Source organism: Streptomyces flavovariabilis, assembly GCF_000725785.1.
GTDB lineage: Bacteria > Actinomycetota > Actinomycetes > Streptomycetales > Streptomycetaceae > Streptomyces > Streptomyces hawaiiensis.
Genome location: NZ_JNXD01000024.1, coordinates 100904 through 127893 on the forward strand (window position 1 = coordinate 100904; position 26990 = coordinate 127893).

The following is a 26990-nucleotide window of genomic DNA, read 5'->3' on the forward strand; positions in this document are numbered from 1 at the left end:
GGCGCGCCGCGGCCGGGCACCGCCGGCCCGGCGGCACACCGGGCACGACGGGAACATCGCCGGCCCGGCCTGCCCGGCCGCATCCGTCGCTCACACCTTGCGGTAGGTGTACGCCTCCGTGGCGGCCGCCTCCACCGCCGCCAGGTCCGCCCCGGTGGACGCCGTGACGACCGCGGCCACGGCCCCTTCCACGAAGGGCGCGTCCACCAGGCGTGTCCGCTCCGGGAGTTCGTCGCCCTCCGCGAGCAGCGCCTTCACCGTGAGCACTGCGCTGCCCAGGTCGGTGAGGACGGCGACTCCGGCGCCGCGGTCGACGGACGCGGCCGCCGCGGCGATCAGTTCGGAGTTCGTACCGAGCCCGCCGCCCTCGGTACCGCCCGCCGGAGCGACGGGCACCGCCGGGCCACCGCCGGCGAGCCCCTTGGCCAGCTCGGCAACCGACGCGGCCACCTCCGCGCTGTGCGACACCAGCACGATTCCCACCAGCTGCTCGTCACTCACCGGCGGCCTCCGCGAGTCCGGCGATCAGCAACGCCGCCGATGTGGCCCCCGGGTCCTGGTGGCCGATGCTGCGCTCGCCCAGATAGCTCGCCCGGCCCTTGCGCGCCTGCAGGGGCGTCGTCGCCACGGCGCCCTCCTCCGCGGCGGTCCGGGCCGCCGCGAACGAGTCGCCGAGCGCGTCCACCGCGGGCACCAGCGCGTCGATCATGGTCTTGTCGCCCGGGGCGGCACCGCCGAGCGTCATGACCGCGTCCACCCCCGCCCGCAGAGCCTCGGCCAGCTGCTCCGCACCGACCTCGCCGGCATCGCCCAGCGCCTTGCCGGTGCGGCGCAGCAGCGTCCCGTACAGCGGCCCCGAGGCGCCGCCGACCGTCGAGATCAGCTGGCGTCCGGCCAGGGTCAGGACCCCGCCGGGCGTGCCCGGGGCCTCCTTCTCCAGGACGGCCACGACGGCCGTGAACCCGCGCTGGAGGTTGCTGCCGTGATCGGCGTCCCCGATGGGGGAGTCGAGGGCGGTGAGCCGTTCCGCCTCGCGGTCGACGGACGCGGCGGTCGCCGTCATCCAACGGCGGAAGAATTCGGCGTCGAGCACTGGATCTCCTTGCCTGGTAGGTATGTGGTGATCCTCTACCCCCTGTGTGTCACACACCCCAGCGCAGGCCCGGGGTCTTCACCGGCGCGTCGTACAGCCGCAGCAGTTCCTCGTCGACCTGGCACAGGGTGAGCGAGGCGCCCGCCATGTCCAGGGAGGTGACGTAGTTGCCCACGAGGACGCGGGCCACGGGGACGCCGCGCTGGGCGAGGACCCGGTGCACCTCGGCGTTGAAGCCGTACAGCTCGAGCAGGGGCGTCGCGCCCATGCCGTTGACCAGCACCAGCACGGGATTGCGCGGCTGGAGGTCCTCCACCACCGCCTCGACGGCTGCCTCGGCGATCTCGCCGGAGGTCATCATGGCGCGCCGCTCCCGGCCGGGCTCGCCGTGGATGCCGATGCCCAACTCCAGCTCGCCGGGCGGCAGGTCGAAGGTCGGGCTGCCCTTGGCCGGTGTGCTGCAGGCGCTCAGCGCGATCCCGAAACTGCGGGAGTTCTCGTTCACCTGCCGGGCGATGGTCTCGACCCGCTCCAGAGGCATGCCCTCGGCGGCGGCGGCGCCCGCGATCTTCTCCACGAACAGGGTCGCGCCCGTGCCGCGCCGCCCCGCCGTGTACAGGCTGTCGGTCACCGCGACGTCGTCGTTGACCAGCACCTTCGCGATCTGGATGCCCTCGTCCTCGGCCATCTCGGCGGCCATGTCGAAGTTGAGCACGTCACCGGTGTAGTTCTTCACGATGAACAGCACGCCGGCCCCGCTGTCCACGGCGGCGGCCGCGCGCAGCATCTGGTCGGGTACGGGGGAGGTGAACACCTCGCCCGGACAGGCCGCCGACAGCATGCCGGGGCCCACGAAACCACCGTGCAACGGCTCGTGCCCCGAGCCTCCGCCCGAGACCAGCCCCACCTGCCCGGAAACGGGGGCGTCCCGCCGCACGATCACCCGGTTCTCCACGTTCACGGTCAGGTCCGGGTGGGCAGCCGCCAGGCCGCGCAGCGCGTCCGCGACCACGGTCTCCGGGACGTTGATCAGCATCTTCACGGGGTACCTCCAGGTGAGACTGTTCCATGTGCCTCTGGCCTTCATTTTTGCAGTCCAGGATGGGCCAGGCCAGTTGTCGACCTTGGCGGTCCCCGGGGGGCCCGCAGCGGGGTGGGGCAACACCGGTTCGCTTGGGTGGCGCCCCTGGTGACGGGCCGTCAGGCCGCTGAGGGTGCGTCGCGTGGTGCGGCAGGGGCCGACCGGCCCGTCGGCGGGTGAGTGGTGCAGCAGTGATGCACACCCCTAGACATCCGATCTATGCCCCGGCGACGATGTTCGCTCCCTCGACAGAAGTCGATGTGCCGTCCTTCCCCGTGCGAATCCTCTGCGATCCTCTGTGAAAGAGCCGATGAATAGGTCGGGAGATCTCACCGTGAGCAACGCATCCCAACCGCAGCGTCGAAGCGTCCTCAAGGTCGGCGGCGGCCTCGCCTTCGCACCTCTGCTCAGTCAACTGACCGGCGGATCGTCCGTGGGGCAGGCCGCCGCCGCAGGGGCCGACGCGCCGGCGTCCGTCCCGTGGCCCACCCTGTCGCGTGAGGCGCTGACCTACTCCGTCCCCGCCGAGGACTGGCAGTCGCAGGCCCTGCCCATCGGCAACGGCCGACTGGGCGCCATGCTCTTCGGCGATCCTCACGAGGAGCGCATCCAGTTCAACGAGCAGAGCCTCTGGGGCGGCGCCAACAACTACGACAACGCCCTCGCGGGCAAGCCGGACAGCGATTTCGACACCGGCATGACCGGCTTCGGCTCGTACCGGAACTTCGGCGACGTCGTCGTCACCTTCGCTCCCCGAGCGAGTCCTGAGGTCACCGCCCCGGGGGGACCGTACGGCAGCTCCCCGTCTGAGGGTGTCGACAAGACGCACGACGGTGAGCCGAGCACCAAGTGGTGCATCGAGGGGCCCGGCCCGAAGGTGCAGTGGCAGGTCGAGCTCCCCGCCCCCGCCGCCGTCGCGTCCTACCGGCTGACGAGTGCCGACGACGTACCGCAACGCGACCCGCAGGAGTGGACGTTCTCCGGTTCCGCCGACGGCACCACCTGGACCCCGCTCGACAGACGCACTCTGCCGACGCCCTTCGAGAACCGTTTCCAGACGAAGGAGTTCACCTGTGCCGCCCCGGCGGCCTACCGCTTCTACCGGTTCGACTTCGTCCCGAAGGCAGGCGTCAGCCACTTCCAGGTGGGCGAGATCGGCCTGACCGGCGTCGACCTCGGCGCGGGCGGTGTGATGTACCTGTCGTCGCCGAGCGGGCACTCCAGAGGATCCGGCGCCGGGGCCCGGCCGCGGGCCACGGGCATCTCCGGTTCGGTGGACCGCGATCCGGCCACGGTCTGGCGGGTCGGCGCCGGGGCACCGGCGGTCGTCTGGCAGGCCGACCTGCCCCGCGCGGTCGCCGTCACCTCGTACACGCTGACGGCGGCCCCGGACCGTCCGCAGGACGACCCCGGGACATGGCGACTCGAGGCGTCACAGGACAGGCGTGCCTGGACGACCCTCGACACGCAGAACTCCGGAGCGCCCTTCGCCGGGCGCGGTGAGACCCGGACCTTCCGGATCGCCGACGGCACGGCCTACCGCGCCTACCGGCTCACCCTGACCCCCGGCGCGTCGTCCACCGGCTTCCAGATCGCGGAGATCGCGCTGGAAGGCCAGGGTTTCGACTCCCGCACACAGCGCACGGTCGTCGACTACCAGCGCTCCCTCGACTTCGTGAACGGCGTCCACGTCACCCGCTTCGGCGAGCCGGGACGGCGCGTCCTGCGCGAGGCCTTCGCCGGTCGGTCCGCTGACGTGATGGTCTTCCGGTACACGTCGGAGCGCGCCCGGGAACTCTCCGGAGCGATATCGCTGACGTCCGCACAGGACAAGGCCCCGACCACCGTCGACGCCGCCGCCGGGCGCATCGGCTTCAGCGGCGTCATGGGCAACGGTCTCAGGCACGCGTGCACCGTCCAGGCCGTGCACACCGACGGCGAGCTGCGCTCCGACGGGCCGGTGCTCCGGTTCAGCGGCTGCACGACCCTGACCCTCTTCCTCGACGCCCGCACCGACTACAAGCTCGACGCCGCCGCCGGATGGCGCGGAGCCGATCCGGAACCGGTGGTCGCCAGGACGCTCCGCAAGGCGGCCGCCCGGCCCTACGGCACACTGCGCGCCGAGCACACCGCCGAGGTGCGTGCCCTGATGAACCGTGTCGCGGTCGACTGGGGCACCTCCGGCGCAGCCGTCCTCGCCCTGCCGACCGACGCCCGGCTGGCGCGCTACGCCGCCGGCGGGGAAGACCCGGCCCTCGAGCAGACGATGTTCGACTACGGCCGGTACCTGCTGATCGGTTCCTCCCGCCCGAACGGCCTGCCCGCCAACCTCCAGGGCCTGTGGAACGACAGCAACCAGCCGGCGTGGGCCTCCGACTACCACACCAACATCAATGTCCAGATGAACTACTGGGGAGCCGAGACGACGAACCTGCCGGAGTGCCACGAGGCACTCGTCCGGTTCATCGAGCAGGTGGCGGTGCCCAGCCGCGTGGCGACCCGCAACGCCTTCGGCGAGGACACCCGCGGCTGGACCGCCCGCACCAGCCAGAGCGTCTTCGGCGGCAACGCGTGGGAGTGGAACACCGTCGCGAGTGCCTGGTACGCGCAACACCTGTACGAGCACTGGGCGTTCACCCAGGATCTGGGCTATCTCCGCACCGTCGCCCACCCGATGATCAAGGAGATCTGCGAGTTCTGGGAGGACCACCTCGAGGAGCGCGAGGACGGTCTCCTCGTCGCGCCGAACGGCTGGTCCCCCGAGCACGGGCCGCGCGAGGACGGCGTCATGTACGACCAGCAGATCATCTGGGACCTGTTCCAGAACTACCTCGACTGCGAGTCGGTGCTCGAGGCGGATCCCGCCTACCGGGCCAAGGTCGCGGACATGCAGGCACGCCTCGCACCGAACAAGATCGGCAAGTGGGGGCAGCTGCAGGAGTGGCAGGAGGACGTCGACAGCCCCACCGACATCCACCGTCACACGTCGCACCTCTTCGCGGTCTATCCGGGCCGCCAGATCACCCCGAGGACACCCGACTTCGCGGCCGCCGCCCTCGTTTCGCTCAAAGCGCGCTGCGGCGAGAAGGAAGGCGTCCCGTTCACGGCCGCGACCGTGTCGGGCGACAGCCGCCGCTCGTGGACCTGGCCCTGGCGGGCGGCTCTTTTCGCCCGCCTGGGCGACGGGCAGCGCGCCCGGATCATGCTGCGGGGACTGCTGACCTACAACACGCTGCCCAACCTGTTCTGCAACCACCCGCCCTTCCAGATGGACGGCAACTTCGGCATCTCGGGCGCCGTGGCGGAGATGCTCCTGCAGAGCCATGACGGCGTCATCCACCTGCTGCCCGCCCTGCCGGACGAGTGGAAGGCCAAGGGCTCCTTCACCGGACTGCGCGCGCGGGGCGGTTACGAGGTCAGCTGTACGTGGCGGAACGGGAAGGTCACGTCGTACGGCATCACGGCCGACCGGGCCCGGAACCGGAGGAAGGTCACCGTGCGGGTGAACGGCGTCGAGAAGAAGGTGAAGCCAGCCAGGCCCTGACCGTGTCTTCGTCCGTCTGCGCGAGTTCGGTCCCGGTCTGGCCGCCCGCAGCCCGGGCGGCCAGACCGACGGGGGCGCCGGGGTACCCGGCACGCGGCCGCCGGCCTGCTCACCACCCCGCCGCGATCCGCGACGCGGAAAACCAGGACCGCGGGAGACGGCCGCGATGAGAGGGTCGGCTTCATGTCCACCTCAATGTTCGCTCGCCCGGCCCCTCTGATCGCCGTGGCCCTCGCCGTCGTCGCGACCCTCACCGCCTGCGGCGACCTGCACGCGCCGGACGCGACGGCGGGAGCGACCCCCGGCGCGTCCGGCGCGTCCTCGCCCAGTGCCCCGGGCGCCTCACCGTACGTGGAGCCGGGCGCCGGTGACGGGGCTCCGCACCACGACGAGAACAACGCCTACCGCCGGGCCGGTGAGATGGCTCCCGCCCATGCCGCGGACGCCGGGCGGGAGGCCGCCCGCATCCGCCCGGTGCTCGAGCGGCTGTGGAAGCAGCGCGAGTGGGACCCCGCGACCGTCCGGACGGCCCTGCTCCGGCTCGGCTACGAGGAGGAGCGCGTCGCGAAGGACGGCAGGCGCCTCGGCGGCACGCTCACCGTCACGGGCATGTCCACGCGCTGGAAGGACGACGGCTACGTCACGCCCGAAGGGGCGCGGGTCGCCCTGCGGGTGCACGACGACGCCTGCGTCACGGCGTTCCTGCAGAAGTCGAACTTCGACGTGCGGATCAACGGCCCGTACCCCGAGACCGGCTGCTTCGAGCCGCCCTACGGCCACTGAGGAACGCCGGGCGGAGTCCGTGGGTGAGGCCGTGGTCACCGGGTACTCGGCGGCACATGATCAGGCGCGCACTGTGGCAAGGGCTGGTCGCCGGCACCGCCGGAGGCGTCGTGATGACCCTCGGCGAGAAGATCGAGCAGGTCGTGACCGGCCGTCCCGACTCCCATGTGCCCGCCCGGGTCCTTCAGCGTCTCACCGGTTTGCCCGAACGCCCCGGCACCCAGCCGTTGCCGGTCAACTGGGCCATGCACTTCGGCCAGGCCGCCCTCCTGGGCGTGCTGCGCTCGGTCATGGCCCAGTCCGGACTGCGCGGGCCGGTCGCGTCCGCCAAGTTCACGGTCGTCCGCCTCACGAACGACCAGATCCTCGAGAACGCCACCGGAGTCGGCGCCCCGCCCACCACCTGGCCTCGCACGGAACTCGCCGTGGACGTCCTGCACAAGGCCGTCTACGGCTTCGTCACCGGTGCCGTGGCCGACGCCCTGGCCGCCCGGAACGGCCCCGGCCCCGGTGAACGCCACGCCGCCCGCCGCCCCGGCCGCCATGCGGATGCCGGGCCGCTTCCCCGCCAGGGCCGATGAACCGGGCCGTCAGCGGCTGAGCACACCGGCCAGTGCGCTCACCCCGGCGGCACAGGCCAGGACCGCGCAGGCACCGGCCGCGTGGCGGCGCAGCAGGACGCTCCGGAGCTCGGCGTAGCGGCTCTCGTACTCCAGGCGCAGCTCCTCGGCCCGTCGCACGGTGCCGTGCATCAGCTGCCGGGTGACATCGAGGCGCCCGCGGACGTAGTGGGCGGTGAGTTCTTCGGCCTGGGCGGTGGTCAGCCACGCCATCCGCGCGCAGAGATCCTCGGCCTCGCGTTGCGCCTGGTGGCGATGGGCGTGAGCGAGGAGATAGCCCTCGGTCTCGTCGGCCAGGACGTTGCGCGGCTCGCCGGCCGGCGACCCGTGCCTGCCGCGTCTCACGGCCGTTCGCCCTTGTGCCCCCCGGGGTCGAGCACATCGCGCTGCCCGGTGTTCTCCGCCTGGTCCAGGCTCGCCAGTTCCGGGTGGCGCAGGTCGAAGGCGGGGGACTCGGAGCGGATCTTGGGCAGGGTGAGGAAGTTGTGGCGGGGCGGCGGGCAGGACGTGGCCCATTCCAGGGAGCGGCCGAAGCCCCAGGGGTCGTCGACCTCGACCTTCTCGCCCTTCTGGGCGGTGCGCCACACGTTGTAGAGGAAGGGCAAGGTCGACAGGCCGAGCAGGAAGGCGCCGATCGAGGAGACGGTGTTGAGGGCGGTGAAACCGTCGGCGGCCAGATAGTCGGCGTAGCGGCGGGGCATGCCCTCGGCGCCCAGCCAGTGCTGCACCAGGAACGTGGTGTGGAAACCGACGAACAGCGTCCAGAAGTGGATCTTCTCCAGGCGGTCGTCGAGCATCGTGCCGGTCATCTTCGGCCACCAGAAGCTGAATCCGCCGAACATCGCGAACACGATGGTGCCGAACAGCACGTAGTGGAAGTGGGCGATCACGAAGTAGCTGTCGGTCACGTGCCAGTCGAGCGGCGGAGAGCCCAGGATGACGCCGGTCAGGCCACCGAAGAGGAAGGTGACCAGGAAGCCGAGCGCCCAGAGCATGGGTGGTTCGAACGACAGCGAGCCCCGCCACATCGTGCCGATCCAGTTGAAGAACTTCACGCCCGTCGGCACGGCGATCAGATATGTCATGAAGGAGAAGAAGGGAAGCAGTACCGCGCCGGTGGCGAACATGTGGTGCGCCCACACCGTCACCGACAGCCCCGCGATGGAGACGGTGGCGCCGACCAGACCCATGTATCCGAAGATCGGCTTGCGGGCGAAGACGGGAATGATCTCGGTGATCACGCCGAAGAACGGCAGCGCCAGGATGTACACCTCGGGGTGGCCGAAGAACCAGAACAGGTGCTGCCACAGGACCGCGCCCCCGTTCTCGGCGTTGAACACCTGGGCCCCGAAGCGCCGGTCCGCCTCCAGCACCAGCAACGCGGCGGCCAGCACCGGGAAGGCCAGCAGCACCAGCACCGAGGTGAGCAGTACGTTCCAGGTGAAGATCGGCATCCGGAACATGGTCATGCCCGGGGCGCGCATGCAGATGATGGTGGTGATGAAGTTGACCGAGCCGAGGATGGTGCCGAAACCGGACAGCGCCAGCCCCATGATCCACAGGTCCCCGCCGACCTGAGGGGTGCGCTCCCCGCCGCTGAGCGGGGTGTACGCGGTCCAGCCGAAGTCGGCGGAGCCCTGCGGGGTGAGGAAGCTGCCGAGCACGATCAGGCCGCCGAAGAGGAACAGCCAGTACGACAGCATGTTGAGCCGCGGGAAGGCCACGTCGGGCGAGCCGATCTGCAGCGGCATGATCGCGTTGGCGAAGCCGGCGAAGGTGGGCGTGGCGAACAGCAGCAGCATGATCGTGCCGTGCATGGTGAACGCCTGGTTGTACTGCTCGCTGGAGACGATCTGCAGCCCGGGCCGGGCCAGCTCGGCCCGGATGAGCATCGCCAGCGCCCCGGCGACCAGGAAGAACCCGAACGACGTGATCAGATACAGGTGCCCGATCTTCTTGTGATCGGTGGTCGTCAGCCAGGAGACGACCACCTTCCCTCGCCCGCGGCGCTCCACCGTGGGTACGGGCGCAACCGGTTCAGTGTGTGTCGCCATGGGTTCCTCGATCGGCAGCAACGGCGCGCGGACGGTCATCCGCCCCGGAGGAACCTATTGCGTCCGGTTCGTCACCCTTGTCTGCCGCCGAGTGTCCCTGCGCCGAATGGCGGAATGATCCATTCGACCGGGCGGCGGTCTCACGCCGCTTACGCACGAGCACGGCGACCGCGACGGAAACGAGCAGGCCGGTGAGTCCGGCGAGGCACGGTGACGGCAGCGGCGGGCTGCCCGTGCGGGTGAGGAGGCCACGGCCGAGTACCCCGGCCCGTCGGGCGACACCACGGGCGGTGCCTTTTCCGCGTAAGCGGTTTCTGCGTCTGTGTCATGTTTTGTTCCGACCCGACCGCGGCACTCGGTAGCCCACCAGCGTGCCCCGAGAGGTGACCATCGCTGCGTGAAGGTGCGCCTGCCGCGCGCCGGAATCCGGCCCGGCCGCCGGGCGGAACAGAGGGTGGTCGATGACGACGATCGGCGTGGAAGAGGAGTACCTGCTGCTCGACTGGGTCACGGGCCTGCCGGTACCTCAGGCGGACAAAGTGCGCGCCGCGGCGGGTGTGGGTCATCTCGTGACCGACCAGGAGGTGCAGTACGAGCTGCTCCAGGCGCAGGTCGAGGTGGCCACCCCGGTCTGCGACACCCTGGAGGAGGTCGGAGGCCATCTGCTGCGCCTGCGGCACGCGGTCGGCGTGGCAGCGGAGGAGCACGGCTGCCGGATCGGGGTCTGCGGGACACCGCCGCTGCGGCACGGCCGCCCCATAGCCGTCACCGACCAGGCCCGCTACCGGGCCATGGTCGTCCAGGCGCCGCAGCTGGTGGCGGAGCAGCTGGTCAACGGCACGCATGTGCACGTCGGCGTGCCCGGCCGGGAGGCGGGCGTGCAGGTGCTGAACCGGATCCGGCCCTGGCTGCCGACGCTGACGGCCATGGCGGCGAACTCCCCGCTGTGGGATGGCCACGACACGGGCTTCGCGAGCTGGCGCACGGTGATCTTCAGCCGGTGGCCGGTGAGCGGCATGCCCCCGCACTTCCGCGACGCCGCGGACTACGACCGGCGCGTCGAGCGGCTGCAGGAGGCCGGTCTGATCTCCGACACCGGTCAGCTCTACTGGCAGGCCCGTCTTTCGGCCACCTACCCCACCATCGAGGTGCGGTGCCTGGACGTCCAGCTGCGGGCGGACGAGGCGGTCATGCTCGCCGCGATCATCCGGGCCCTCGTGGAGACCGCCCTGGCGGAAGCGGTCGCCGACACGCCCCTGCCCGACTGCCCACCGGAACTGCTGCAGGCCGCCATGTGGCACGCCGCCCGGCACGGGCTCGGCGACACCCTGATCGACCCCGCCGGCACATCGCACCGTGCCGGCGACGTGCTCTACGAGTTCCTGCGGCACGTCGCTCCCGCCCTCGACGCATCCGGCGACTCCCGGCAGGTCACGTCCCTGGTCCACCGGCTGCTGCAGGACGGGACCGGCGCGGACCGGCAGCGCGCCGCCCTCGCCCACGGTGGTCTGCGCGCGGTCACCGAGCTGATCAGCGCCCAGAGCACGATGCCGTGACAGCGCGGAACCGCTCCTCGGGCCGCCGCCGCGGCGACGGCGGTGCCCGAGCGGGCGTGGGCGACCAGCCCTGCTGTGCGAGTGGACCGGCCCGCGCCCGGAGCCGGCCGGCATCGCGGCCGGCCTGACCGGCCTGGCGTCGAACGGCCCCCGCGACGCCGCCGGACCGGCGGGGGACCCCATGCGGTGAGCACCCACTCGGGGTGCGAACAGTGGCCGGAAACCGCACCGGCCGAAACAGTGGGAGAGACGAATGCGTTCTCGTCGGCCCTGGCGGGGCACTCCGTCGCGCGAGTCCCTTCACTCCAGGAGACCGTCCATGAGCTTCAACCCATTGGAACAGCGAGGAATCCCGCTCGACCGTCAGGTCCGCAACTGGCGCGAGCTGAACGTGCAGCCCATCGACCCCGACCGCTGCGACCCGTACACCCGCTGCCGCATCATCGCGATGAACGGCATCGAGGTGGAGGCCATCCTCTTCAGCCACCAACTCGCCCGCAACACCGTCGATCCGGAGGTGAAGCGGCACCTCGCCGAGACCCGTTACATCGAGGCGCAGCAGCAGAAGGCCGTCAACTGGCTGCTGCCCGGCGTGTCCTCCGTCCTGGAGACGACGATCGCCTATGAGCAGGTCGCCGTGGACCTGACGGCGTGGGTGGCACGCATGGAGCCCGACCCGTACCTGCAGCAGGCGTACCAGTTCGGCGTGCTGGAGGACTTCGACCACCTGTACCGGTACGCCAACCTCTACGAGATGATCGAGCACCGCAAGGCGGAGTCGATCGTCGACAACCTCACCGAGGTGATGCCGGGCCGCCCGACGAAGTACCACCACCGCCATCCGTACGACAACGTCCGTGACCCGTACGACAAGAGCGGTACGAACCCGCTGTCCAAGCTGCACGCGCTGACGATCATGGCGGCGGAGCAGCAGACGATGAACTTCTACATGAACACCGGCCCCACCTACATGGAGCCGATCGCCCGGCAGCTCTACCAGGAGATCGGGCTGATCGAGGAGGAGCACGTCACCCACTACGAGTCGCTCGTCGACCCCGGGGAGACGTGGTGGGAGCAGCTGGTCAACCACGAGTACAACGAGTGCTACCTGTACTACTCGTTCATGGAGCAGGAGAGCGACCCCAAGGTCAAGGCGATCTGGGAGCTGCACCTGAACATGGAGCTGGAGCACCTGCACGCGGCCTGCGACCTGATGCGCCGCCACGACGGCCGGGAGCCGCAGGAGGTGCTCGCCCCGGAGCTGCCGAACGTGCTCACCTTCGAGCCGAACAAGCAGTACCTGCGGGAGCTGCTGGACACCCAGATGGACCTGACCACCCTCGGCGCCGGCTATGTGCGCGAGGCACACGAGCGGTTCGAGAAGATGCAGGAGCAGATCCACGGCGGTGAGGAGCCGCCGAGCGAGCGGGTGATGGTCCAGCACGACGAGATGTTCGGCCGCGAGTACCGCGTGCAGTCCGAGGGCGAGCACCCCGACCCCGCGATGCGCGAGAAGTGAGGAGGCCGGCCATGCCCGAGACGCACACCCCCCAGGCCGGCGACGACCGGGCCGCGGACGACGACGTGGTCGCGCTCCTCATGCGCCAGCACGGCGACATCCGCAATCTCTTCGACGAGGTCGAGCAGAGCCGGGGCGAGGAGCGCCGCGAGGCCTTCCGCCGCCTGGTGCGGCTGCTGGCCGTGCACGAGACAGCCGAGGAGGAGGTCGTCCATCCCTTCGCCCGGCGGTCCCTGCCCGGTGGCGAGCAGGTCGTGGAGGACCGGCTCGCCGAGGAGCGGGCGGCCACGGAGACCCTCGCCGCGCTAGACGAACTGGACACCGAGGACCCGAAGTTCATGCTCCAGCTGATGAAGCTGCGCAAGGACGTGCAGGAGCACGCCCGGGCGGAGGAGCGCTACGAGTTCACGCACATCCGCCGAAGCACCGACACCGACGGCCTCGCCACCCTGGCCAAGGCCGTGAAGGCCGCCGAGGCCATGGCCCCCACCCGCCCCCACCCGGGCGTCGAGTCCGGCGCGGCCAATGTCGCCCTCGGCCCTGTCGCGGCCCTCGTGGACCGCACGAAGGACGCGGTCCGCACGGCGATGGGCAAGGACTGAACCGTCGTCGGCGTCACGTTCCCGGCCGGGGGTCGGCGAGATCCCCGGCACGCCGGCTGTTCGCCCGCTCGTAGGCGGTGATGACGTAGCGGGCCTCGTCGTCGACCGCGTTCTCCTCCCCATCCAGGACGATCCGCACCGGGTGGCCGTCGGCCGCGTACTCCGCCTCGGCTGTGTCCGCGTCGTCCCGTCGCGCCGATTCCAGCTCCGCGAGGAGCTCGCCGAGCGTCGGCACGGCGTCGGGCGCACTCTCGACCGCGCGGCGCCCCGCGTCGTCGAGGCCCGCCGCCTGCACCACGGCGCCGTCGCGGACCGAGATCCGGAAGGTGCCGAGCAGGCTGCGCTCTCCTTCGCTCGACCGGAGCGTGTAGGTGTACGCGGCGGGCTCCTGCCAGGCGCCCGGACCACGCCCCGGTGCGCTCTGCGCCTCGGAGGACGCCGGTGTTCCGGTGCCGCAGGCGGCGACCGTGCCGATGAGCCCTCCGATCAGCACGGCACGGGAAACAGCTCGGGCAGCACGGGTGACGGCAGTCATGGCGGTGGTCCCTTCGGCGAACGGCTACCGCTATGACGCCGGCCGCCCGGGGAACGTTCGGCGGGGGGGGCAGGCCTATGGCTGCTCATGCCGGCGCACCATCGGGGCGCGAGTCCCTTCACCCCCGGGAGACCGGCGGAAGCCGGCGACCGGTCGTCGCTGTTCGGACGGGAGGGCGATCGTTCAGTCGGGAAGGACGAACGGAGGGTGCGCACCGTTGAGGAAGTAGTCGCCGACGTCCCGGAGCCGGGGGCCGACGGGCTCGTACAGCGTGTGGGTCCGGGCGTTGCGCCAGAACCGGTCGAAGCCCAGCCGCGCGGACGCGGAGTGGGCGCCGATGATGTCGAGGGCGCGGGCGGTGGATTCCTGGGCGGCTCTGGACGCGGCGGCTTCGGCCATGGCCACGAGGACGGAGATCTCCGCGTGCTCCTCATAGGCGGGGGGCTTGCCCGCCTGGTCCCTGGCCACCGCGTCCGTGGCCAGGTCCTCCGCCGTCTCGCGGACCACGCGCAGCCAGTGCGCATGACCGGGCCCGGGCCGGCCGAACTCCGCGCCGGGGCCGAACGGCGCCGGGGCAACGCCCATCGCGGGAGTCTCCTCACGTTCGTTTGCACAGCGTGGTGTTGAGCCTCACGGGCGGAAAGGTGTGTAGGCCATGCGCATCATCCTGCGCAGCACCGCGAGCCCCGTCAATATTTTCCTATTAATTCGATAGGGAACATAGGGAAGGGTGAATGGTGTGCCCGCCTCGGCGGAGCGCCGAACGCGGTCACGACCTGACCGCATCCCGTGCGACCGTGAGGGCGCAAGCCGCCCGGACACCTGGACCACGGGTCGGCACACGACTCGAAGGCCGAGGTGCACCGATGACCGTTCTCGACGCCAGGGCGCTCAACCGCGCCACCCTCGCCCGGCAGTTGCTCCTCGACCGCGCCGGCCTGCCCGTCCTCGACGCCGTCGCGCACCTGTGCGGGCTCCAGGCGCAGGAACCGCAGGAGCCCTTCCCCGGGCTCTGGTCGCGGCTGCGGGCTTTCGATCCGGCAGCGCTGTCGGACCTGCTGACCGGGCGGCGAGTCGTGCGCACCCACCTCATGCGCCGCACCGTCCATCTCGTCACCGCCGACGATGTCCTGGCCTGGCGAGCCCGCCACGACGGCATGCTGCGCCAGCGGATCCTCGGGGTCTACCGGCGCGAGCTCGCCGGGGTCGATCCCGGTGAACTCACCGCGGCGGGCCGGAAGGTCATGGCCGACGGCGAACCCCGCTCCATGCCCGAACTCGCGCGAGCCGTCGCCGACCGCTGGCCCGCGGCGGGACCCCGGCCCCTGGGCGAGATGCTGGTCGCCGCCCTCCTCCCGACGGTCCAGCTGCCGCCGCGCGGCCTGTGGCGCACGAAAGCGGGAGTGCGCTACGTGCTGATCTCCTCCTGGCTGGGACGCGAGGTCGACCCACCCTCCCCGGACGGCTCCGACGTCGTGGGCCGGACACTGGTACGGCGCTACCTGGCGGCCTTCGGCCCCGCCGCCTCGGCCGACCTGCGCGCCTGGTGCGGCCTCGCCGGACTGCCCGCCGCGGTCTCCGCCCTGCGCGAGCAACTGGTCTCCTTCCGCGACGAACGCGGCCGCGAACTGCTCGACCTCCCCGGCGCCCCCCGCCCCGACCCCGACACCCCGGCGCCCGTGCGGTTCCTGCCGGCGTTCGACAACGCGATCCTCGGCTACCACGACCGCAGCCGGATCATCGACGACGCGCACCGCCATCTGTCCGTCGCCGGCGAACGCGTCGTCCTGGTCGACGGCCACGTCGCCGCGACCTGGACCGTCGAGAGGGACACCGTGCTCGTCACCCCGCTGCGCCGCTTCTCCCGGGCCGACCGCACCGGCGTCGCCGAGGAAGGGCGGGCGATGGCCTCCTTCCTCTCCGACGACGCGAGCGACCGGGTACGGATCGCGGCCTCGCCCGGCTGAACCACGCCCTCGCGCCCGGGACGAACCGCCCGTATTGATCGGCGAGCGTTCCCGGCTGTCAGGCGCACACTGGAAGGGAGCTGCCGGTGCTCACGAGGGGGTGTCGGCCCATGGAAGCGTCGGAGCGGGTGACCGTGCGGTGGTGGCGGTGGCGGCGCAACGCGCTCAAACGGCGCGCCGACGTCGTCGAAGCCTGGGTCATGCTCGCCGGCTGGCTGCTCGCCCTGCTGGGTGGGCTGGTCGCGGGCTTGATGGCGGCGGGCACGGTCGAGCGGGCCGTCGAACGGCAGCGGGCCGAGAGCCGCCGGGTCACGGCGGTGCTCGTCGAGGACGCGCCGGGCCCGTCACCGGCCCGCGCGGCGAGCGACCACCGGGTGTGGGGCAAGGTGCGGTGGATCGCGCCCGACGGCTCGACGTACCGGGAGGAGGCCCGGGTGGCGCCCAGGGCTCCCGCCGGGAGCACCGTCTCCCTGTGGGTGAACCGGAGCGGTGACATCACGACCCCGCCGCTGTCCGGCGGCGAGGTGGGGCTGCACATGGCCATGGGCGGCGCGCTCGCGGGGCTCTTCGCGGGAGGTGCCGTGCTGGGAGCCACATGGGTGGCCCGCCTGGTTCTCGACCGGCGGCGCATGGCCCAGTGGGACGCGGAGTGGGAGCGGATCGACACGCGGAGGGGCTGGAGGACGGGCTGAACCCGCCGGCGCCGCGGCTGTTCCGCCGAGCGCGGCCACCGGCCGCCCGCGGCATGCCGCCGTACTCGCCGGTCGCGGGGGTGCCGGGTGCGCACCGGCTGCCTCGCCGCGCTGGATGCCGTCGAAGCCTCGGGTTGTCGGTGCAGCGTGCCCGCTGGTGGCCGGGGCGGCCGGTTGCCATGGTGCTCGTCGGGTGCCCGGCGCCGCCGGATGCCGTCACGCTCGTCACGGCCCGGTTCCCGGGCGCCTGACCCTGCTCCACACTCACGGACGGCCGACCGTGTCCTGGTCGTCGAGTGCCTCGTGTGCGACCGACGGAATCGGCGCCGTCCGTCGGTGGAAGCGTCCCGTCAGGCGCGTCGCCAGCGGCTCCGTCCAGCGGGCGGTCAGGGGGCCGAGGAGGACCAGGATGAGGACGTACGCGGTGGCCAGGGGGCCGAGGGAGGGCTCGATGCCGGAGGTGACGGCGAGCCCGGCGATGACGATGGAGAACTCGCCGCGGGCCACCAGCGTGCCGCCGGCGCGCCAGCGGCCCCTGGGCCCGATCCCGGCGCGGCGCGCCGCCCAGTAGCCCGTGGCGATCTTCGTGGCGGTGGTGACGGCGGCCAGGGCGAGGGCGGGCAGCAGCACGGGCGGAATGCTCGCCGGGTCGGTGTGCAGGCCGAAGAAGACGAAGAACACCGCGGCGAACAGGTCCCGCAGCGGCGCGAGCAGACTCGTCGCGCCCTCGGCGACCTCGCCCGACAGCGCGATGCCGACCAGGAAGGCGCCCACCGCGGCCGACACCTGCAACTGCTGGGCGAGCCCGGCGACCACGAGCGTCACGCCGAGGACGACCAGCAGCAGCTTCTCCGGGTCGTCGCTGGAGACGAAGCGGGAGACGTGGCGGCCGAAGCGCACCGCGAGGACCAGCACCAGGGCCAGCACACCCACGGCGATGGCCAGGGTGACACCGCCCGCGGCCAGGCCCACCCCGGCCAGCAGGGCCGTGACGATGGGCAGGTACACCGCCATGGAGAGGTCCTCCAGGACCAGGATGCTCAGAATGGCCGGGGTCTCGCGGTTGCCCAGCCGCCCCAGGTCTCCCAGGATCTTGGCGATGACCCCGGAGGAGGAGACCCAGGTGACACCGGCCAGGACGACGGCGGCGACCGGGCCCCAGCCGAGCATGAGGGCCAGGACCGCGCCCGGCAGCGCGTTGAGGACGGCGTCGAGGAGCCCGGCGGGATAGTGGGTCCTGAGGTGGGAGACGAGGTCGGTGGCCGTGTACTCCAGGCCGAGCATGAGCAGCAGCAGGATGACACCGATCTCGGCGCCGACGGCGACGAAGTCCTCGCTGGCGCCCAGCGGCAGCAGCCCGCCTTCCCCGAAGGCGAGCCCGGCCAGCAGGTAGAGGGGGATCGGCGAGAAGCGGAAGCGCCCGGCGAAGCGGCCGAGCAGCCCGAGCCCGAGGATGAGGCACCCGAACTCGATCAGGAAGACCGCGGAGGAGTGCATGGCGGGTCACTCCCGCCCGAGTATCGCGGCGGCCGCCTCCACGCCCTCGCGGGTCCCGATGACGATGAGGGTGTCGCCACCGGCCAGCCGGAAGTGCGGGGTGGGGGAGGGGATCGCCTCCGCCCGGCGCAGCACCGCCACCACGGACGCGCCGGTGTCGGTACGGATCCGGGACTCGCCCAGCAGCCTCCCGTTCCAGTGCGAGGAGCCGGGCAGCTCGATCCGCTCGGCGACGAGCCCCAGGTCGGTGGTGGACAGCAGGCTCGGGGTGTGGTGCGCGGGCATCAGGGCGTCGATGAGGGTGGTCGCCTCCTCCGACGACAGTCGCACCGAGAGGTCGCAGGCGTCCGGGTCGTCCTCGCGGTAGGCGCTGATCGTCCGGTGCCCGTCGCGGTGTGCGACCACCGAGAGGCGCCGGCTCTCCCGTGTCGTCAGGTCGTAGCGGACCCCTATGCCCGGCAGCGGGGTGCTGCTGAGGCGTGGCGCGCTCATCTCCGTCCCCCTTCGGTCGGCCTGCGCGTTCCTGCCTGTGGGGGGCCGCGCCCGGACGAGCGCCCAGATCCGGCCTGTGGGGCTCATCCTAGGCGGCGGGGCGGAACCGTACCCCTCCTGCGTGGACTACCGGGACGGCTGCGGGAAGGGGGATACGGACGGGACGGGTGTGGCCGTGGGCAGCCGCGCGGTCGCCCCCTCGACCTGCCGAACCGTGCTCTCACCGGGCCGGTGGCCCGTGCCCGCGCCGGTGGACAGCTGGGACCAGGCGCCCAGGGCCAGGGCCACGGCGGCCGCCGTGGCGACGACCCGTCCCGCGCGCCGGACCTTGGCACGGCGGTCCAGATCCCGCCACGCCACGCGGACCCACAGGTCCTCCGGCTGCCACAGGTCACCGACGGCGTGCGGGGGTTGGAGCCGCCGCCCCGCCGCCCGCTCCTCGGCGGAGGGTTCCCGGGGAGCGGAGACGCGTATGGCGGACTCGCTGTCCGTGAGGAACCTCAGCCACACGTCGTCGGGGACCGGGGGAACGCCGCGCGGCTCGTGGGGAGTTCCCCGTCCGTCCGGCTCATCGGTGGTCACGTCCCGTCATCCCCTCTCCGACCGTCGGCCCGATCACTGCTCAGCGCAAGATCAGTATGCCGCCCCGGTCCCGGAGCCGCCGCCCCACCGGGCCCCGCGCAGCGCGTCCGAGACCGAGTTGGAACGTGCCGTACGGCGGGAGCGCCCGGCCGCGCTCCCGCCCCACGGGTCAGACCGCGGCCGGCAGGACGTGGTCGCCGACCTTGTCGGTGCTCAGGCACAGTGAGCAGACGACGGCGTCGTGCGTCCGGCAGGCGGCCACGTCCGGCCGCTCGAACTGCTGCCGGCACACATGGCACTCGTAGGTGACGGCGCTGGGGTTGCCGTCCTCGTCCAGGAGGGGCTCGGCGATGCCGTCGTCGGCGCGGCGCAGGTAGTACCTGCCCTTGGTGACCACGGCCATCAGCGGCGTGAGGACGAAGGCGATGACGGCCGCGGCGACGGGGGAGTACGGCTGGAGCGTGTCGCCGAGGGCGTGGAAGTACATGGCGATGGACAGCCCCGAGGCGGCGGCGAAGGAGACGACCCCGACCGGGTTGACGGCGTAGAGCATGCCGCGGCGGAACTCCGGGGCGTGCGGGGACAGCTTCAGCACGTACTTGTTGATGCCGATGTCGGTGGCCACGGTGACGACCCAGGCGATCGCGCAGTTCGAGTAGAAGCTCAGGATGCCGTTGAGGAAGCTGAACATGTCGGCCTCCATCAGGGCGAGCGCGAAGCCCAGGTTGACCAGGACGAAGACCATCCGGCCCGGGTAGCGCCTGGTGACCCGGGTGAAGGAGTTGGTCCAGGCGAGGGATCCGGAGTACGCGTTCGTCACGTTGATCTTGATCTGGCTGATGACGACGAGCACCACGGCCAGCGGGAGGACCAGCCAGGACGGCATCATCGCGTCGAAGGCGCCCTTGAACTGCTGGATCGGCTCGGGCGCGGCGGAGGCACCGACCTCGGCGATGATGTACACCGCGAGGAACACTCCGATGGCCTGCTTCAGCGCGCCCAGCACCACCCAGCCCGGACCGGCCATCACCACGGCCGTCCACCAACTGCGCTTGTTGGCCTCGGTCTTGGGCGGCATGAAGCGCAGGTAGTCGATCTGCTCGCCGATCTGGGCGATCAGCGACAGGCACACGCCCGCACCGAGCAGCACGGAGGCGGTGTTGATGTCGCCGTCGCCGTCGGTGCCCGCGTAGGCGAGGAAGCGGTCGACGGTGCCCGGGTCGGTGGCGACCAGGTAGACCAGGGGGCCGACCATCAGCAGCAGCCAGATCGGGGTGGTCCACACCTGGAGCTTGCTCAGTGCCGTCATGCCGTAGATCACCAGGGGGATCACCATCAGCGTGGAGACCAGGTAGCCCAGCCAGAGCGGCAGTCCGAGTCCCAGTTTCAGGCCCTGGGCCATGATCGAGCCTTCGAGGGCGAAGAAGATGAAGGTGAAGCTGGCGAAGATGACGCTGGTGAGGACCGAGCCGAAGTAGCCGAAGCCGGAGCCGCGGGTGATCAGGTCCAGGTCGATGTTGTAGCGGGCGCCGTAGTAGGCGAGCGGGAAGCCGGTCACGAAGATGACGACGGCGGCGACGGCGATCGCGAGCAGAGCGTTGCCGGTGCCGTGGGCCAGGCCGATGCCGGCCCCGATGGAGAAGTCGGCCATGTAGGCGATGCCGCCGAGCGCGGTCGTCGCCACCACCATCGGTGTCCAGCGCCGGTAAGTGCGTGGCGCGAAGCGCAGCGTGTAGTCCTCGAGGGTCTCCTTGACGGCCTGGTCCGTGCCCGGCGCTGCCTGCTGTGCGGGTTCCGGCTCGGCTACTTCGGCCAGTCGTGGCTCGGTACTCATGCCACGCCTCCTTGCTGCGGGTTGGGGACTGACAAGGCAGGCACGGTAGGCAGCGGTCGTTACCCCTAAATACTTCCTGCGTGAAGGGAATGTTTCGGGGTCATCTCTCCGGGCGCCGACGGCGGTCTACGGCACCCCCAGCACGAACAGCACGTATCCCGCGTACGACCCGGAGGCCAGCGCGGCCGTGCCGAGGGCCGTGGCCAGGGACGGCCATCTCAGCCGGCGCATCGCGAGGGCGAGGGGGACGAACAGCGGGAAGAGCGGGAGCAGATAGCGCGAGACGTTGCCGAAGTACTGCTGGGTGGTCATCACCATGAGGTAGGAGAGGACCGTGTAGACGACGAGCACGGCAGGCGGTCGCAGGCGCACCAGCAGCACGGTCAGCACCGGCACCATCAGCACCACGCAGACGCCGATGACATCCTCGAACGGCATCGCGAAGAGATAGTCGAAGTGACCGACCGGGACGGACGTCAGCACGTTGAACGAGTGGACTCCCCAGTCGAACTTGTGGGCCCAGGCGCCGTCCTGGAGCTTGGAGTAGCCGTTGATGTCGCCCATGCGGTAGTTGACCCAGGCGAGGTAGCCGAACAGGCCCAGCGGGGCGACGGCCACGGCGGCGAGCGGACGGCGCACCCCGTCCTCGCGCCGGCGCAACGACAGCACCGCGGCGACGGCGAGGGCGGCGACGAGCGCGACGGCGGTGGGCCGGCAGAGCCCGGCCGCGCAGGTCAGCAGACCGGCGGTGAGCCAGCGGCGGGTCATGACGGCGTGACAGGCCCACGCGGCGAGGGCCGTGTAGAGGGACTCCGAGTAGCCCGACCACTCCGTGCCCGAGCCGGGCCACACCGCCCACAGCCCGGCCGCCACCAGCCCGGCCCGGTGGCCGCCCAGGCGCTGCGCCACGGCGTAGATGCCGAGCGCGGCGGCGAAGGAAGCGATGACGGAGACCGTCAGGCCGGCGCCGTACAGGCCGAGTCCGGTGCACTCGGAGACCAGCCGCATCAGCGTCGGGTACAGCGGGAAGAACGCCGCCGAGTTGCCCTCCAGCGTGATCAGGCCCGTCGCGCCCGGGACCGGCTTCAGGGCCGGGTCGTACCCGTGCTCGGCGATCTGCTGGTACCACCAGCCGTCCCAGCTGGCCAGGACGTCCCAGGGGTGTTCGCCGCCGCCGAAGCGGGGGTTCTTCTTCCGGAAGTCGCCCGCGGAGTCCAGCAGATACATGAAGACGGCGAAGCCGGCCAGCTTCAGCACGCCGTACGTCAGCAGCACGGGCCCGTAGCGGACGGCGGCGGCGCGCAACCGCGGACGGAACTCCCGTGAGCCGCGCGGGACTTCGGGGCGGTCGACGCCGGAGGGCGGGCGGCGCAGCTGGACGGTGCTCATGGGGCGGAGGGTCCTGTCGTACGGCGGGCCGGGAACACCCAGGCCCGGAAGAGGAGGAAGCGCAGCAGCGTCGCGGCCAGGTTGGCGGCGATCAGCGTCACCAGCTCGGCCCGGCGGCCGCCCCCGGGCGCGCCGAGGTGGAGGACGGCCAGCGAACCGCTGGTCAGGGCCAGCCCGATCAGGAAGGCGGCGAGGCCCTTGAGATGGTGGCGCAGCGCGCCGCCGCGGCCCCGGACCCCGAAGGTGAGCCGCCGGTTCGCCGCCGTGTTGGCGATCGCGCTGGCGAGCAGGGCGAGGGCGTTGGCGGCCTGCGCTCCCGTCGCGGGTCTGAGCACGGTGTACAGCAGCAGGTAGCACAGAGTGCTGGCGGCACCGACGGCGGCGAAGCGCACCACCTGCCGGACCAGACCCGCGGGCAGGTGCCCGTCGAGGTCGCCGCCGCTGCGGCGCAGCGCGGTCAGCGGCAGTCTGCCGCAGGCCAGGGCCCGGCCGAGCCTGGCCATGCCTCGCAGATCGGCCAGCGCCGTGGACAGGATGTGGACCCGGCTGTCCGGGTCGTCCACCCAGTCCACCGGCACCTCGTGGATCCGCAGCCCCGCGCGCTCGGCGATCACCAGTAACTCGGTGTCGAAGAACCACTCGCGGTCCTCCACCAGCGGCAGCAGTCGCTCGGCGACGTCCCGCCGCACCGCCTTGAACCCGCACTGCGCGTCGGAGAAACCGACGGCGAGCGTGGAGCGCAGCAGCCCGTTGTAGCAGCGGGAGATGATCTCCCGTTTCGGCCCGCGCACCACCCGCGAGCCACGGGCCAGCCGGGTGCCGATGGCGATGTCCGAGTGGCCCGAGATCAGCGGCGCGACCAGCGGCAGCAGCGCGGCGAGGTCGGTGGACAGGTCCACGTCCAGATATGCGAGCACCGGGGCGCGCGAGCGTGACCACGCCGTGTACAGCGCACGGCCCCGGCCCTTCTCGTCGAGCCGGATCCAGTCCGTGCCGGGCAGTTCCGCGGCCAGCCGTGCGGCGATCCGCGGGGTCCCGTCGGTGCTGGCGTTGTCGGCGATGGTGATGCGGAAGGCGTAGGGGAAGGTCTCGCCGAGGTGCGCGTGCAGCCGCCGGACGCAGGGCTCCAGGTCGTTCTCCTCGTTGTACACGGGAACGACCACGTCGAGAACGGGATCCGGGTGGTGCGCGGGCAGGGGCGCCCGGCGCGGCAGCGCGGACGGCTCGGGTATCGGGCGGTCGATCAGGGCCGACCGCCGTACGGTTCGCATGACTGTCTCACGGTCTCCTTCTGGCGCGGGGGGTGCCCGGGCGCCGGTTCTCGGGCAGGCCGAAGGCGCCCGTGGCGGGTGGTGCGGTGAGAGTTCGGGGCGAAGGCGCCCCTGGCGGGGAGGGCGGCGGCTACTCGGTGGAGGCCGCTGCGGAGGGTTCCTCGGAGTCCGGTGCGGACGGAGGGGCCGTCGTCGGTGTCGGGGAGGGCGGCGGCGTGGGCGTCGTCGCGCCGGTGCGGCTCTCGGAGGCCGTGGCCGTCGGCGTGGTGTCGACCGTCTCACTCGTCGTCCCGGACGGTGTGATGCCGCCGGTCGTGGTCGCGGGCAGGTTCGTCTCGGGCTGCTGGGTCGGAGTCGGACTCGTCGCCGACGGCTCCGTCGTCGGCGTGCTGTCCGGCGAGGCCGTCGGGCTAGTCGCCGGCCGCGGCCGGTGATCGGCGGGCTGGGCCCGGGTGAGCATGCTGGGCAGGAGAGCCAGCCCGACACTGAGCCCGGCCACCGCCACGGCGGAGCCGCCCGCCTTCCACAGCAACCGTGACCGGCGGCGGGCCCGGATGCCCGCGTGCAGCCGCTGCCGGTGCGCGGGCTCGTAGGGGGTGTGCTGCCGGGTGTCGTGCATCAGCCGCGACAGGTCCCGCTCGAAGTCGTCCATCGGTTCTCCTTTCACCCCACGGGCCTGACGGCGTCGGACAGGATCTGGCGGAGCCGCGCGACTCCGCGTGACGCATGGGAGCGGGCGGTGCCCACCGGGCAGTTCAGGGCATGGGCGACCTCGGCCTCGGGCAGGTCCTCGTAGTAGCGCAGCACCACCGCGGCCCGCTGCTTCGGCGACAGCAGTGCCAGCGCGGCCTCCAGCCGCGAACGCTCCGCGACGGCGGACGACATGTCGCCCGGGTCGGCCCGGTCGGGCAGATGCTCCACCGGGCGCTCCCCCCACCAGCGCCGCCGCGCCGAGCGGGCCGCCAGCCGCACCAGCACCGTGCGGACGTACGCCTCCGGAGCCTGCTCGGCGACCTTCGGCCAGGCGAACCACAACTTGACCAAGGCCTCCTGCACCAGATCCTCGGCACGCTGCCGGTCGCCCCCGGTGAGCAGACGCGCGACATGGAGCAGCGCCGACCAACGGGCGGCCGCGAACTCGTCGAAGCCGTCCGCCCGAACCTGCTCCATCCTCACCGTCCTGCGTCTCAGTGGCCCCCTACACCTCTCAAAAGACGCTGGCACCCGCTTGACGATGCACTCAGGACCTGTGATCCACCTCACGTCCGTGGGGCCGGGCCCGGACATGCGGAAGGGCCCGTGCACCGGCACGGGCCCCTCTGTCCGGACTTCGCGGCCGCGCCCGGCCGCCGGCGCCGGGGGTCAGCCGCCGCTGCCGAACGAACCGCTGCTGCCCTCGTTCCAGCGCGGGCGCTCCTGCGACGCGCTCGTGCGGTCGCTCATGTTGCCGTGGCCCTTCAGCTGGTGCGGGGTCAGGCGGTCCTCGCTCCGGGGAACCTCCTCGGGCTCCCGGCGCTCACTCGTCTCGCGGACCGGCCCCCCGTCGGGCAGCCGCGGCTGCTCGTCCGGGCGCGGTGTGGGCAGCTCCCTGCGCTTGACGCGGATACCGAGGGCGAAGGCCCCCAGCAGCAGGGCCACGACCACCACGCCCGCCACGATCAGCCCGATGCCGACGGCGCCACTGCCCGCGGCCATCTCCATCCATGCGCTATTCATGGCACGCGGGTACCCCTGGTCCATTCCATGAACCCGCAGGGCGCAGGAGACCGCCGCACCGGACGGAACGCCGGGGAACCCCGGGTTTGACCGGCATCGACCGGGGCTACCCGCGCGGTGTGACTTCGACGACATCCCAGCAGGAGCTGTTCCGGTTCCTTGAGGACCGCTTCGCCTGTGCGCAGGCGTGCACCGAGTGCGCGCGGGCCTGCGCGCTGCGCGCCAGCCTCGTGGATCCCGACGGCACCGAGAACCAGGAACTCGTACGACGCAAGGGCATCATGTGCGCGGAGGTCTGCGACGCGACCTGCCGTGTGCTGTCCGAGCAGAACCAGGTGGACGAGACCACCATCCGGATCCAGGTGGAGTGGTGCCGGACCGTGTGCCTGGAGGCTGCCCACGTCTTCGACCGGCAACCAGGAGCGGAGGACTCGGCGGCGGCATGCCGCGCGTGCGCACGCGCGTGCACGGACTTCCTCGCCACACTGAACTGAGACCGAGGAGGCCGTTCCCCTCACTCGCCATTCCCAATTTCTGTAACACGTTCTACGGTGTGCGCCGACAGGACCGGCCATGGAGCCTGGAGGCGCCGTGCACCTCGAATACACGCCCGAGCAGCAGCGGCTGCGCACCGAACTGCGGTCCTACTTCGCCGGACTGGTCCCGGACCACGCGTACGCCCGGCATGGCGACCCGGCCCACCAGAAGCGGTTCTACCGCGAGACCATCCGGCGGCTCGGCACGGACGGCTGGCTCGGTGTGGGCTGGCCGAAGGAGTACGGCGGGCGCGGCCTGACGGCCATGGAGCAGTTCATCTTCTTCGACGAGGCTGCCCAGGCCGGTGTCCCGCTGCCGCTCATGGCGCTGAACACCGTCGGCCCGACGATCATGCGGTACGGCACCGACGAGCAGAAGGCGTACTTCCTGCCGAAGATCCTCTCCGGCGAGATCGACTTCGCCATCGGCTACAGCGAGCCGGGCGCGGGCACCGACCTCGCGTCCCTGCGCACCAGGGCGGTCCGGAAAGGCGACGAGTACGTCGTCGACGGCCAGAAGATCTGGACGACCAACGGCGACACGGCCGACTGGGTGTGGCTGGCCGTGCGCACCGACCCGCAGGCCCCGCCGCACAAGGGCATCACCATGCTCCTGGTGCCGACCACCGACCCCGGCTACTCCTGCACCCTGATCAACACCCTCGCCTCGCACGACACCACCGCCAGCTACTACGAGAACGTCCGCGTGCCCGTCTCCCACCGGGTCGGCGCCGAGAACCAGGGCTGGCGGCTGATCACCAACCAGCTCAACCACGAACGCGTGACCCTGGCCGCCCACGGCACCATGGCGATCCGCGCCCTGCACGACGTGCGGCGCTGGGCGATGGAGACCAAGCTCGCCGACGGCCGCCGCGTCGCCGACCTCCCCTGGGTACGCCGCCTCCTGGCCCGCACCCACACCCGTCTGGACGCGCTCAAACTGCTCAACTGGAAGATGGTCGGCGCGGTCCAGGACGGCACCCTCACCCCGCAGGACGCCTCCGCCGTCAAGGTCTACGGCTCCGAGGCCCGGCGCGACGCCTACGCCTGGCTCATGGAGATCGTCGCGGCTCCCGGCGCCCTGAAGGAGGGCTCGGCCGGCGCGGTCCTGCACGGCGAACTGGAACGCGGCTACCGCTCGGCGGTCATCTTCACCTTCGGTGGCGGCAACAACGAGATCCAGCGGGAGATCATCTCGTGGATCGGGCTGGGGATGCCGAGGGTACGGCGCTGACGGTGTTGTGACCACAGACCTTAGTTGTCACATACCGAGGATAGTTGGCACCGGGATTCTGTGGGATCAGGATGACGGCCGAGCCGTGCTGCGGCAGTTGGCACTTCGCCGCGAGCAGCGAGTGTGTTCAAGGGCATCACGCTGGGCGCGGGTACACCGGGGATGTACCGGGCTTGCTCGCGCTCGGTCTCGGGGTGCATCTCGATGGCGAGTTCGGTCGGGTCGATGAGGCCGTTGCACCACATGCCGCCGATGAACCACGTCGTCGACTTGTGAACAATGCTGCGGGTCAATACACCTAGAGGTTGTCCCGTAACCGGTGTGGCGGTTGGTGCGTTGGCTGGGCATGGGTGGGGTGATCTCAGCGGATGATCCGAAGTGGATCGAGCCGTT

The 26990-nt window shown here is 71.6% G+C and carries 25 protein-coding genes and 1 pseudogene; 10 read left to right on the top strand and 16 right to left on the bottom strand.

The window, feature by feature from the left end:
• Positions 1-90: 90 nt before the first annotated feature.
• Genes IO24_RS0133255 through dhaK form a run of 3 tightly spaced genes read right to left on the bottom strand, consistent with a single transcriptional unit; the run spans position 91 to position 2135 of the window.
• The gene (locus tag IO24_RS0133255; protein WP_031142313.1) at positions 91-501 is read right to left on the bottom strand and encodes a PTS-dependent dihydroxyacetone kinase phosphotransferase subunit DhaM; all 411 of its coding nucleotides are present in this window, start codon (positions 499-501) and stop codon (positions 91-93) included.
• On the bottom strand, positions 494-1093 hold the full coding sequence (gene dhaL / locus IO24_RS0133260) for a dihydroxyacetone kinase subunit DhaL (protein WP_031142314.1): 600 nt from the start codon (positions 1091-1093) through the stop codon (positions 494-496). Before dhaL ends, IO24_RS0133255 begins: the two co-directional genes overlap by 8 nt.
• A gap of 49 nt (positions 1094-1142) precedes the next feature.
• Complete coding sequence (dhaK, locus tag IO24_RS0133265; RefSeq protein WP_031142315.1) at positions 1143-2135, bottom strand: dihydroxyacetone kinase subunit DhaK; 993 nt, start codon at positions 2133-2135, stop codon at positions 1143-1145.
• Between the two features lie 373 nt (positions 2136-2508).
• Here dhaK and IO24_RS0133270 point away from each other — a divergent pair, with 373 nt between their 5' ends.
• The 3 genes from IO24_RS0133270 to IO24_RS0133280 all read left to right on the top strand — a co-directional run bounded on the left by IO24_RS0133270 (position 2509) and on the right by IO24_RS0133280 (position 7082).
• A complete protein-coding gene (locus IO24_RS0133270; protein ID WP_031142316.1) occupies positions 2509-5718 on the top strand; it encodes a glycosyl hydrolase family 95 catalytic domain-containing protein in 3210 nt (1069 codons plus the stop codon).
• Positions 5719-5901: 183 nt separating this feature from the next.
• Positions 5902-6501 carry a hypothetical protein gene (locus IO24_RS0133275; RefSeq protein WP_031142317.1) on the top strand — a complete coding sequence of 200 codons (600 nt, stop codon included), beginning with the start codon at positions 5902-5904 and terminating at the stop codon, positions 6499-6501.
• A 56-nt stretch (positions 6502-6557) separates the two neighbouring features.
• Positions 6558-7082 carry a hypothetical protein gene (locus IO24_RS0133280; protein WP_031142319.1) on the top strand — a complete coding sequence of 175 codons (525 nt, stop codon included), beginning with the start codon at positions 6558-6560 and terminating at the stop codon, positions 7080-7082.
• Positions 7083-7091: 9 nt separating this feature from the next.
• Here IO24_RS0133280 and IO24_RS0133285 read toward each other — a convergent pair whose 3' ends face one another.
• Both IO24_RS0133285 and ctaD read right to left on the bottom strand, forming a co-directional pair.
• Positions 7092-7466: a hypothetical protein gene (locus IO24_RS0133285; RefSeq protein ID WP_031142321.1), complete on the bottom strand. Its 375-nt coding sequence runs from the start codon at positions 7464-7466 to the stop codon at positions 7092-7094.
• The gene (ctaD, locus tag IO24_RS0133290; RefSeq protein WP_031142323.1) at positions 7463-9175 is read right to left on the bottom strand and encodes an aa3-type cytochrome oxidase subunit I; all 1713 of its coding nucleotides are present in this window, start codon (positions 9173-9175) and stop codon (positions 7463-7465) included. Before ctaD ends, IO24_RS0133285 begins: the two co-directional genes overlap by 4 nt.
• 461 nt (positions 9176-9636) lie before the next feature.
• Here ctaD and IO24_RS0133295 point away from each other — a divergent pair, with 461 nt between their 5' ends.
• The 3 genes from IO24_RS0133295 to IO24_RS0133305 all read left to right on the top strand — a co-directional run bounded on the left by IO24_RS0133295 (position 9637) and on the right by IO24_RS0133305 (position 12852).
• A complete protein-coding gene (locus IO24_RS0133295; protein ID WP_031142325.1) occupies positions 9637-10731 on the top strand; it encodes a carboxylate-amine ligase in 1095 nt (364 codons plus the stop codon).
• 319 nt (positions 10732-11050) lie between these two features.
• Positions 11051-12250: a hypothetical protein gene (locus IO24_RS0133300; RefSeq protein ID WP_031142327.1), complete on the top strand. Its 1200-nt coding sequence runs from the start codon at positions 11051-11053 to the stop codon at positions 12248-12250.
• Between the two features lie 11 nt (positions 12251-12261).
• A complete protein-coding gene (locus tag IO24_RS0133305; protein WP_031142329.1) occupies positions 12262-12852 on the top strand; it encodes a hemerythrin domain-containing protein in 591 nt (196 codons plus the stop codon).
• Positions 12853-12865: 13 nt separating this feature from the next.
• On the opposite strand, the gene IO24_RS0133310 is transcribed toward IO24_RS0133305, so the two are convergent.
• A complete protein-coding gene (locus IO24_RS0133310; RefSeq protein ID WP_045296883.1) occupies positions 12866-13387 on the bottom strand; it encodes a DUF6174 domain-containing protein in 522 nt (173 codons plus the stop codon).
• A 183-nt stretch (positions 13388-13570) separates the two neighbouring features.
• Positions 13571-13873, bottom strand: a pseudogene (locus tag IO24_RS0133315) (acyl-CoA dehydrogenase family protein); the annotation flags it as partial.
• A gap of 380 nt (positions 13874-14253) precedes the next feature.
• Between IO24_RS0133315 and IO24_RS0133320 the strand changes: the two are divergent.
• Both IO24_RS0133320 and IO24_RS0133325 read left to right on the top strand, forming a co-directional pair.
• Complete coding sequence (locus tag IO24_RS0133320; RefSeq protein ID WP_031142335.1) at positions 14254-15354, top strand: winged helix DNA-binding domain-containing protein; 1101 nt, start codon at positions 14254-14256, stop codon at positions 15352-15354.
• A gap of 110 nt (positions 15355-15464) precedes the next feature.
• Positions 15465-16046: an Rv1733c family protein gene (locus IO24_RS0133325; protein ID WP_031142337.1), complete on the top strand. Its 582-nt coding sequence runs from the start codon at positions 15465-15467 to the stop codon at positions 16044-16046.
• A 264-nt stretch (positions 16047-16310) separates the two neighbouring features.
• Here IO24_RS0133325 and IO24_RS0133330 read toward each other — a convergent pair whose 3' ends face one another.
• The 9 genes from IO24_RS0133330 to IO24_RS0133370 form a co-directional block, all read right to left on the bottom strand.
• Positions 16311-17543: a cation:proton antiporter gene (locus tag IO24_RS0133330; RefSeq protein ID WP_031142339.1), complete on the bottom strand. Its 1233-nt coding sequence runs from the start codon at positions 17541-17543 to the stop codon at positions 16311-16313.
• A 6-nt stretch (positions 17544-17549) separates the two neighbouring features.
• The gene (locus IO24_RS0133335) at positions 17550-18035 is read right to left on the bottom strand and encodes a cation:proton antiporter regulatory subunit (RefSeq protein ID WP_031142340.1); all 486 of its coding nucleotides are present in this window, start codon (positions 18033-18035) and stop codon (positions 17550-17552) included.
• A gap of 126 nt (positions 18036-18161) precedes the next feature.
• Positions 18162-18617 carry a hypothetical protein gene (locus IO24_RS0133340; protein WP_031142342.1) on the bottom strand — a complete coding sequence of 152 codons (456 nt, stop codon included), beginning with the start codon at positions 18615-18617 and terminating at the stop codon, positions 18162-18164.
• Positions 18618-18786: 169 nt separating this feature from the next.
• Complete coding sequence (locus IO24_RS0133345; RefSeq protein ID WP_031142344.1) at positions 18787-20451, bottom strand: purine-cytosine permease family protein; 1665 nt, start codon at positions 20449-20451, stop codon at positions 18787-18789.
• Positions 20452-20577: 126 nt separating this feature from the next.
• Positions 20578-21840 (bottom strand): glycosyltransferase family 39 protein, encoded by a 1263-nt coding sequence (locus IO24_RS0133350; RefSeq protein ID WP_031142346.1) that lies wholly within the window; start codon positions 21838-21840, stop codon positions 20578-20580.
• Positions 21837-23111 (bottom strand): bifunctional glycosyltransferase family 2/GtrA family protein, encoded by a 1275-nt coding sequence (locus tag IO24_RS0133355; protein WP_045296885.1) that lies wholly within the window; start codon positions 23109-23111, stop codon positions 21837-21839. The genes IO24_RS0133350 and IO24_RS0133355 overlap by 4 nt, the downstream gene beginning before the upstream one ends.
• 130 nt (positions 23112-23241) lie before the next feature.
• A complete protein-coding gene (locus IO24_RS45310) occupies positions 23242-23763 on the bottom strand; it encodes a superantigen-like protein SSL4 (RefSeq protein ID WP_045296887.1) in 522 nt (173 codons plus the stop codon).
• An 11-nt stretch (positions 23764-23774) separates the two neighbouring features.
• Entirely contained in the window at positions 23775-24281 is a 507-nt protein-coding gene (locus IO24_RS0133365) for a SigE family RNA polymerase sigma factor (RefSeq protein WP_031142353.1), read from the bottom strand.
• 192 nt (positions 24282-24473) lie between these two features.
• Positions 24474-24827, bottom strand: coding sequence for a DUF6479 family protein (locus tag IO24_RS0133370; RefSeq protein ID WP_031142355.1), 354 nt, complete (start codon positions 24825-24827; stop codon positions 24474-24476).
• A 119-nt stretch (positions 24828-24946) separates the two neighbouring features.
• Here IO24_RS0133370 and IO24_RS0133375 point away from each other — a divergent pair, with 119 nt between their 5' ends.
• Both IO24_RS0133375 and IO24_RS0133380 read left to right on the top strand, forming a co-directional pair.
• Positions 24947-25321 (top strand): four-helix bundle copper-binding protein, encoded by a 375-nt coding sequence (locus IO24_RS0133375; protein ID WP_031142357.1) that lies wholly within the window; start codon positions 24947-24949, stop codon positions 25319-25321.
• Between the two features lie 97 nt (positions 25322-25418).
• Entirely contained in the window at positions 25419-26597 is a 1179-nt protein-coding gene (locus IO24_RS0133380; protein WP_031142359.1) for an acyl-CoA dehydrogenase family protein, read from the top strand.
• Positions 26598-26990: the final 393 nt, after the last annotated feature.

Bases quoted from the DNA above. Each gene is read 5' to 3' on its own strand.
- IO24_RS0133275 (WP_031142317.1), top strand. From the start codon at position 5,902: ATGTCCACCTCAATGTTCGCTCGCCCGGCCCCTCTGATCGCCGTGGCC.
- IO24_RS0133280 (WP_031142319.1), top strand. From the start codon at position 6,558: ATGATCAGGCGCGCACTGTGGCAAGGGCTGGTCGCCGGCACCGCCGGA.
- ctaD (WP_031142323.1), bottom strand. From the start codon at position 9,175: ATGGCGACACACACTGAACCGGTTGCGCCCGTACCCACGGTGGAGCGC.
- IO24_RS0133295 (WP_031142325.1), top strand. From the start codon at position 9,637: ATGACGACGATCGGCGTGGAAGAGGAGTACCTGCTGCTCGACTGGGTC.
- IO24_RS0133300 (WP_031142327.1), top strand. From the start codon at position 11,051: ATGAGCTTCAACCCATTGGAACAGCGAGGAATCCCGCTCGACCGTCAG.
- IO24_RS0133305 (WP_031142329.1), top strand. From the start codon at position 12,262: ATGCCCGAGACGCACACCCCCCAGGCCGGCGACGACCGGGCCGCGGAC.
- IO24_RS0133310 (WP_045296883.1), bottom strand. From the start codon at position 13,387: ATGACTGCCGTCACCCGTGCTGCCCGAGCTGTTTCCCGTGCCGTGCTG.
- IO24_RS0133320 (WP_031142335.1), top strand. From the start codon at position 14,254: ATGACCGTTCTCGACGCCAGGGCGCTCAACCGCGCCACCCTCGCCCGG.
- IO24_RS0133325 (WP_031142337.1), top strand. From the start codon at position 15,465: ATGGAAGCGTCGGAGCGGGTGACCGTGCGGTGGTGGCGGTGGCGGCGC.
- IO24_RS0133330 (WP_031142339.1), bottom strand. From the start codon at position 17,543: ATGCACTCCTCCGCGGTCTTCCTGATCGAGTTCGGGTGCCTCATCCTC.
- IO24_RS0133335 (WP_031142340.1), bottom strand. From the start codon at position 18,035: ATGAGCGCGCCACGCCTCAGCAGCACCCCGCTGCCGGGCATAGGGGTC.
- IO24_RS0133345 (WP_031142344.1), bottom strand. From the start codon at position 20,451: ATGAGTACCGAGCCACGACTGGCCGAAGTAGCCGAGCCGGAACCCGCA.
- IO24_RS0133350 (WP_031142346.1), bottom strand. From the start codon at position 21,840: ATGAGCACCGTCCAGCTGCGCCGCCCGCCCTCCGGCGTCGACCGCCCC.
- IO24_RS0133355 (WP_045296885.1), bottom strand. From the start codon at position 23,111: ATGCGAACCGTACGGCGGTCGGCCCTGATCGACCGCCCGATACCCGAG.
- IO24_RS45310 (WP_045296887.1), bottom strand. From the start codon at position 23,763: ATGGACGACTTCGAGCGGGACCTGTCGCGGCTGATGCACGACACCCGG.
- IO24_RS0133365 (WP_031142353.1), bottom strand. From the start codon at position 24,281: ATGGAGCAGGTTCGGGCGGACGGCTTCGACGAGTTCGCGGCCGCCCGT.
- IO24_RS0133370 (WP_031142355.1), bottom strand. From the start codon at position 24,827: ATGAATAGCGCATGGATGGAGATGGCCGCGGGCAGTGGCGCCGTCGGC.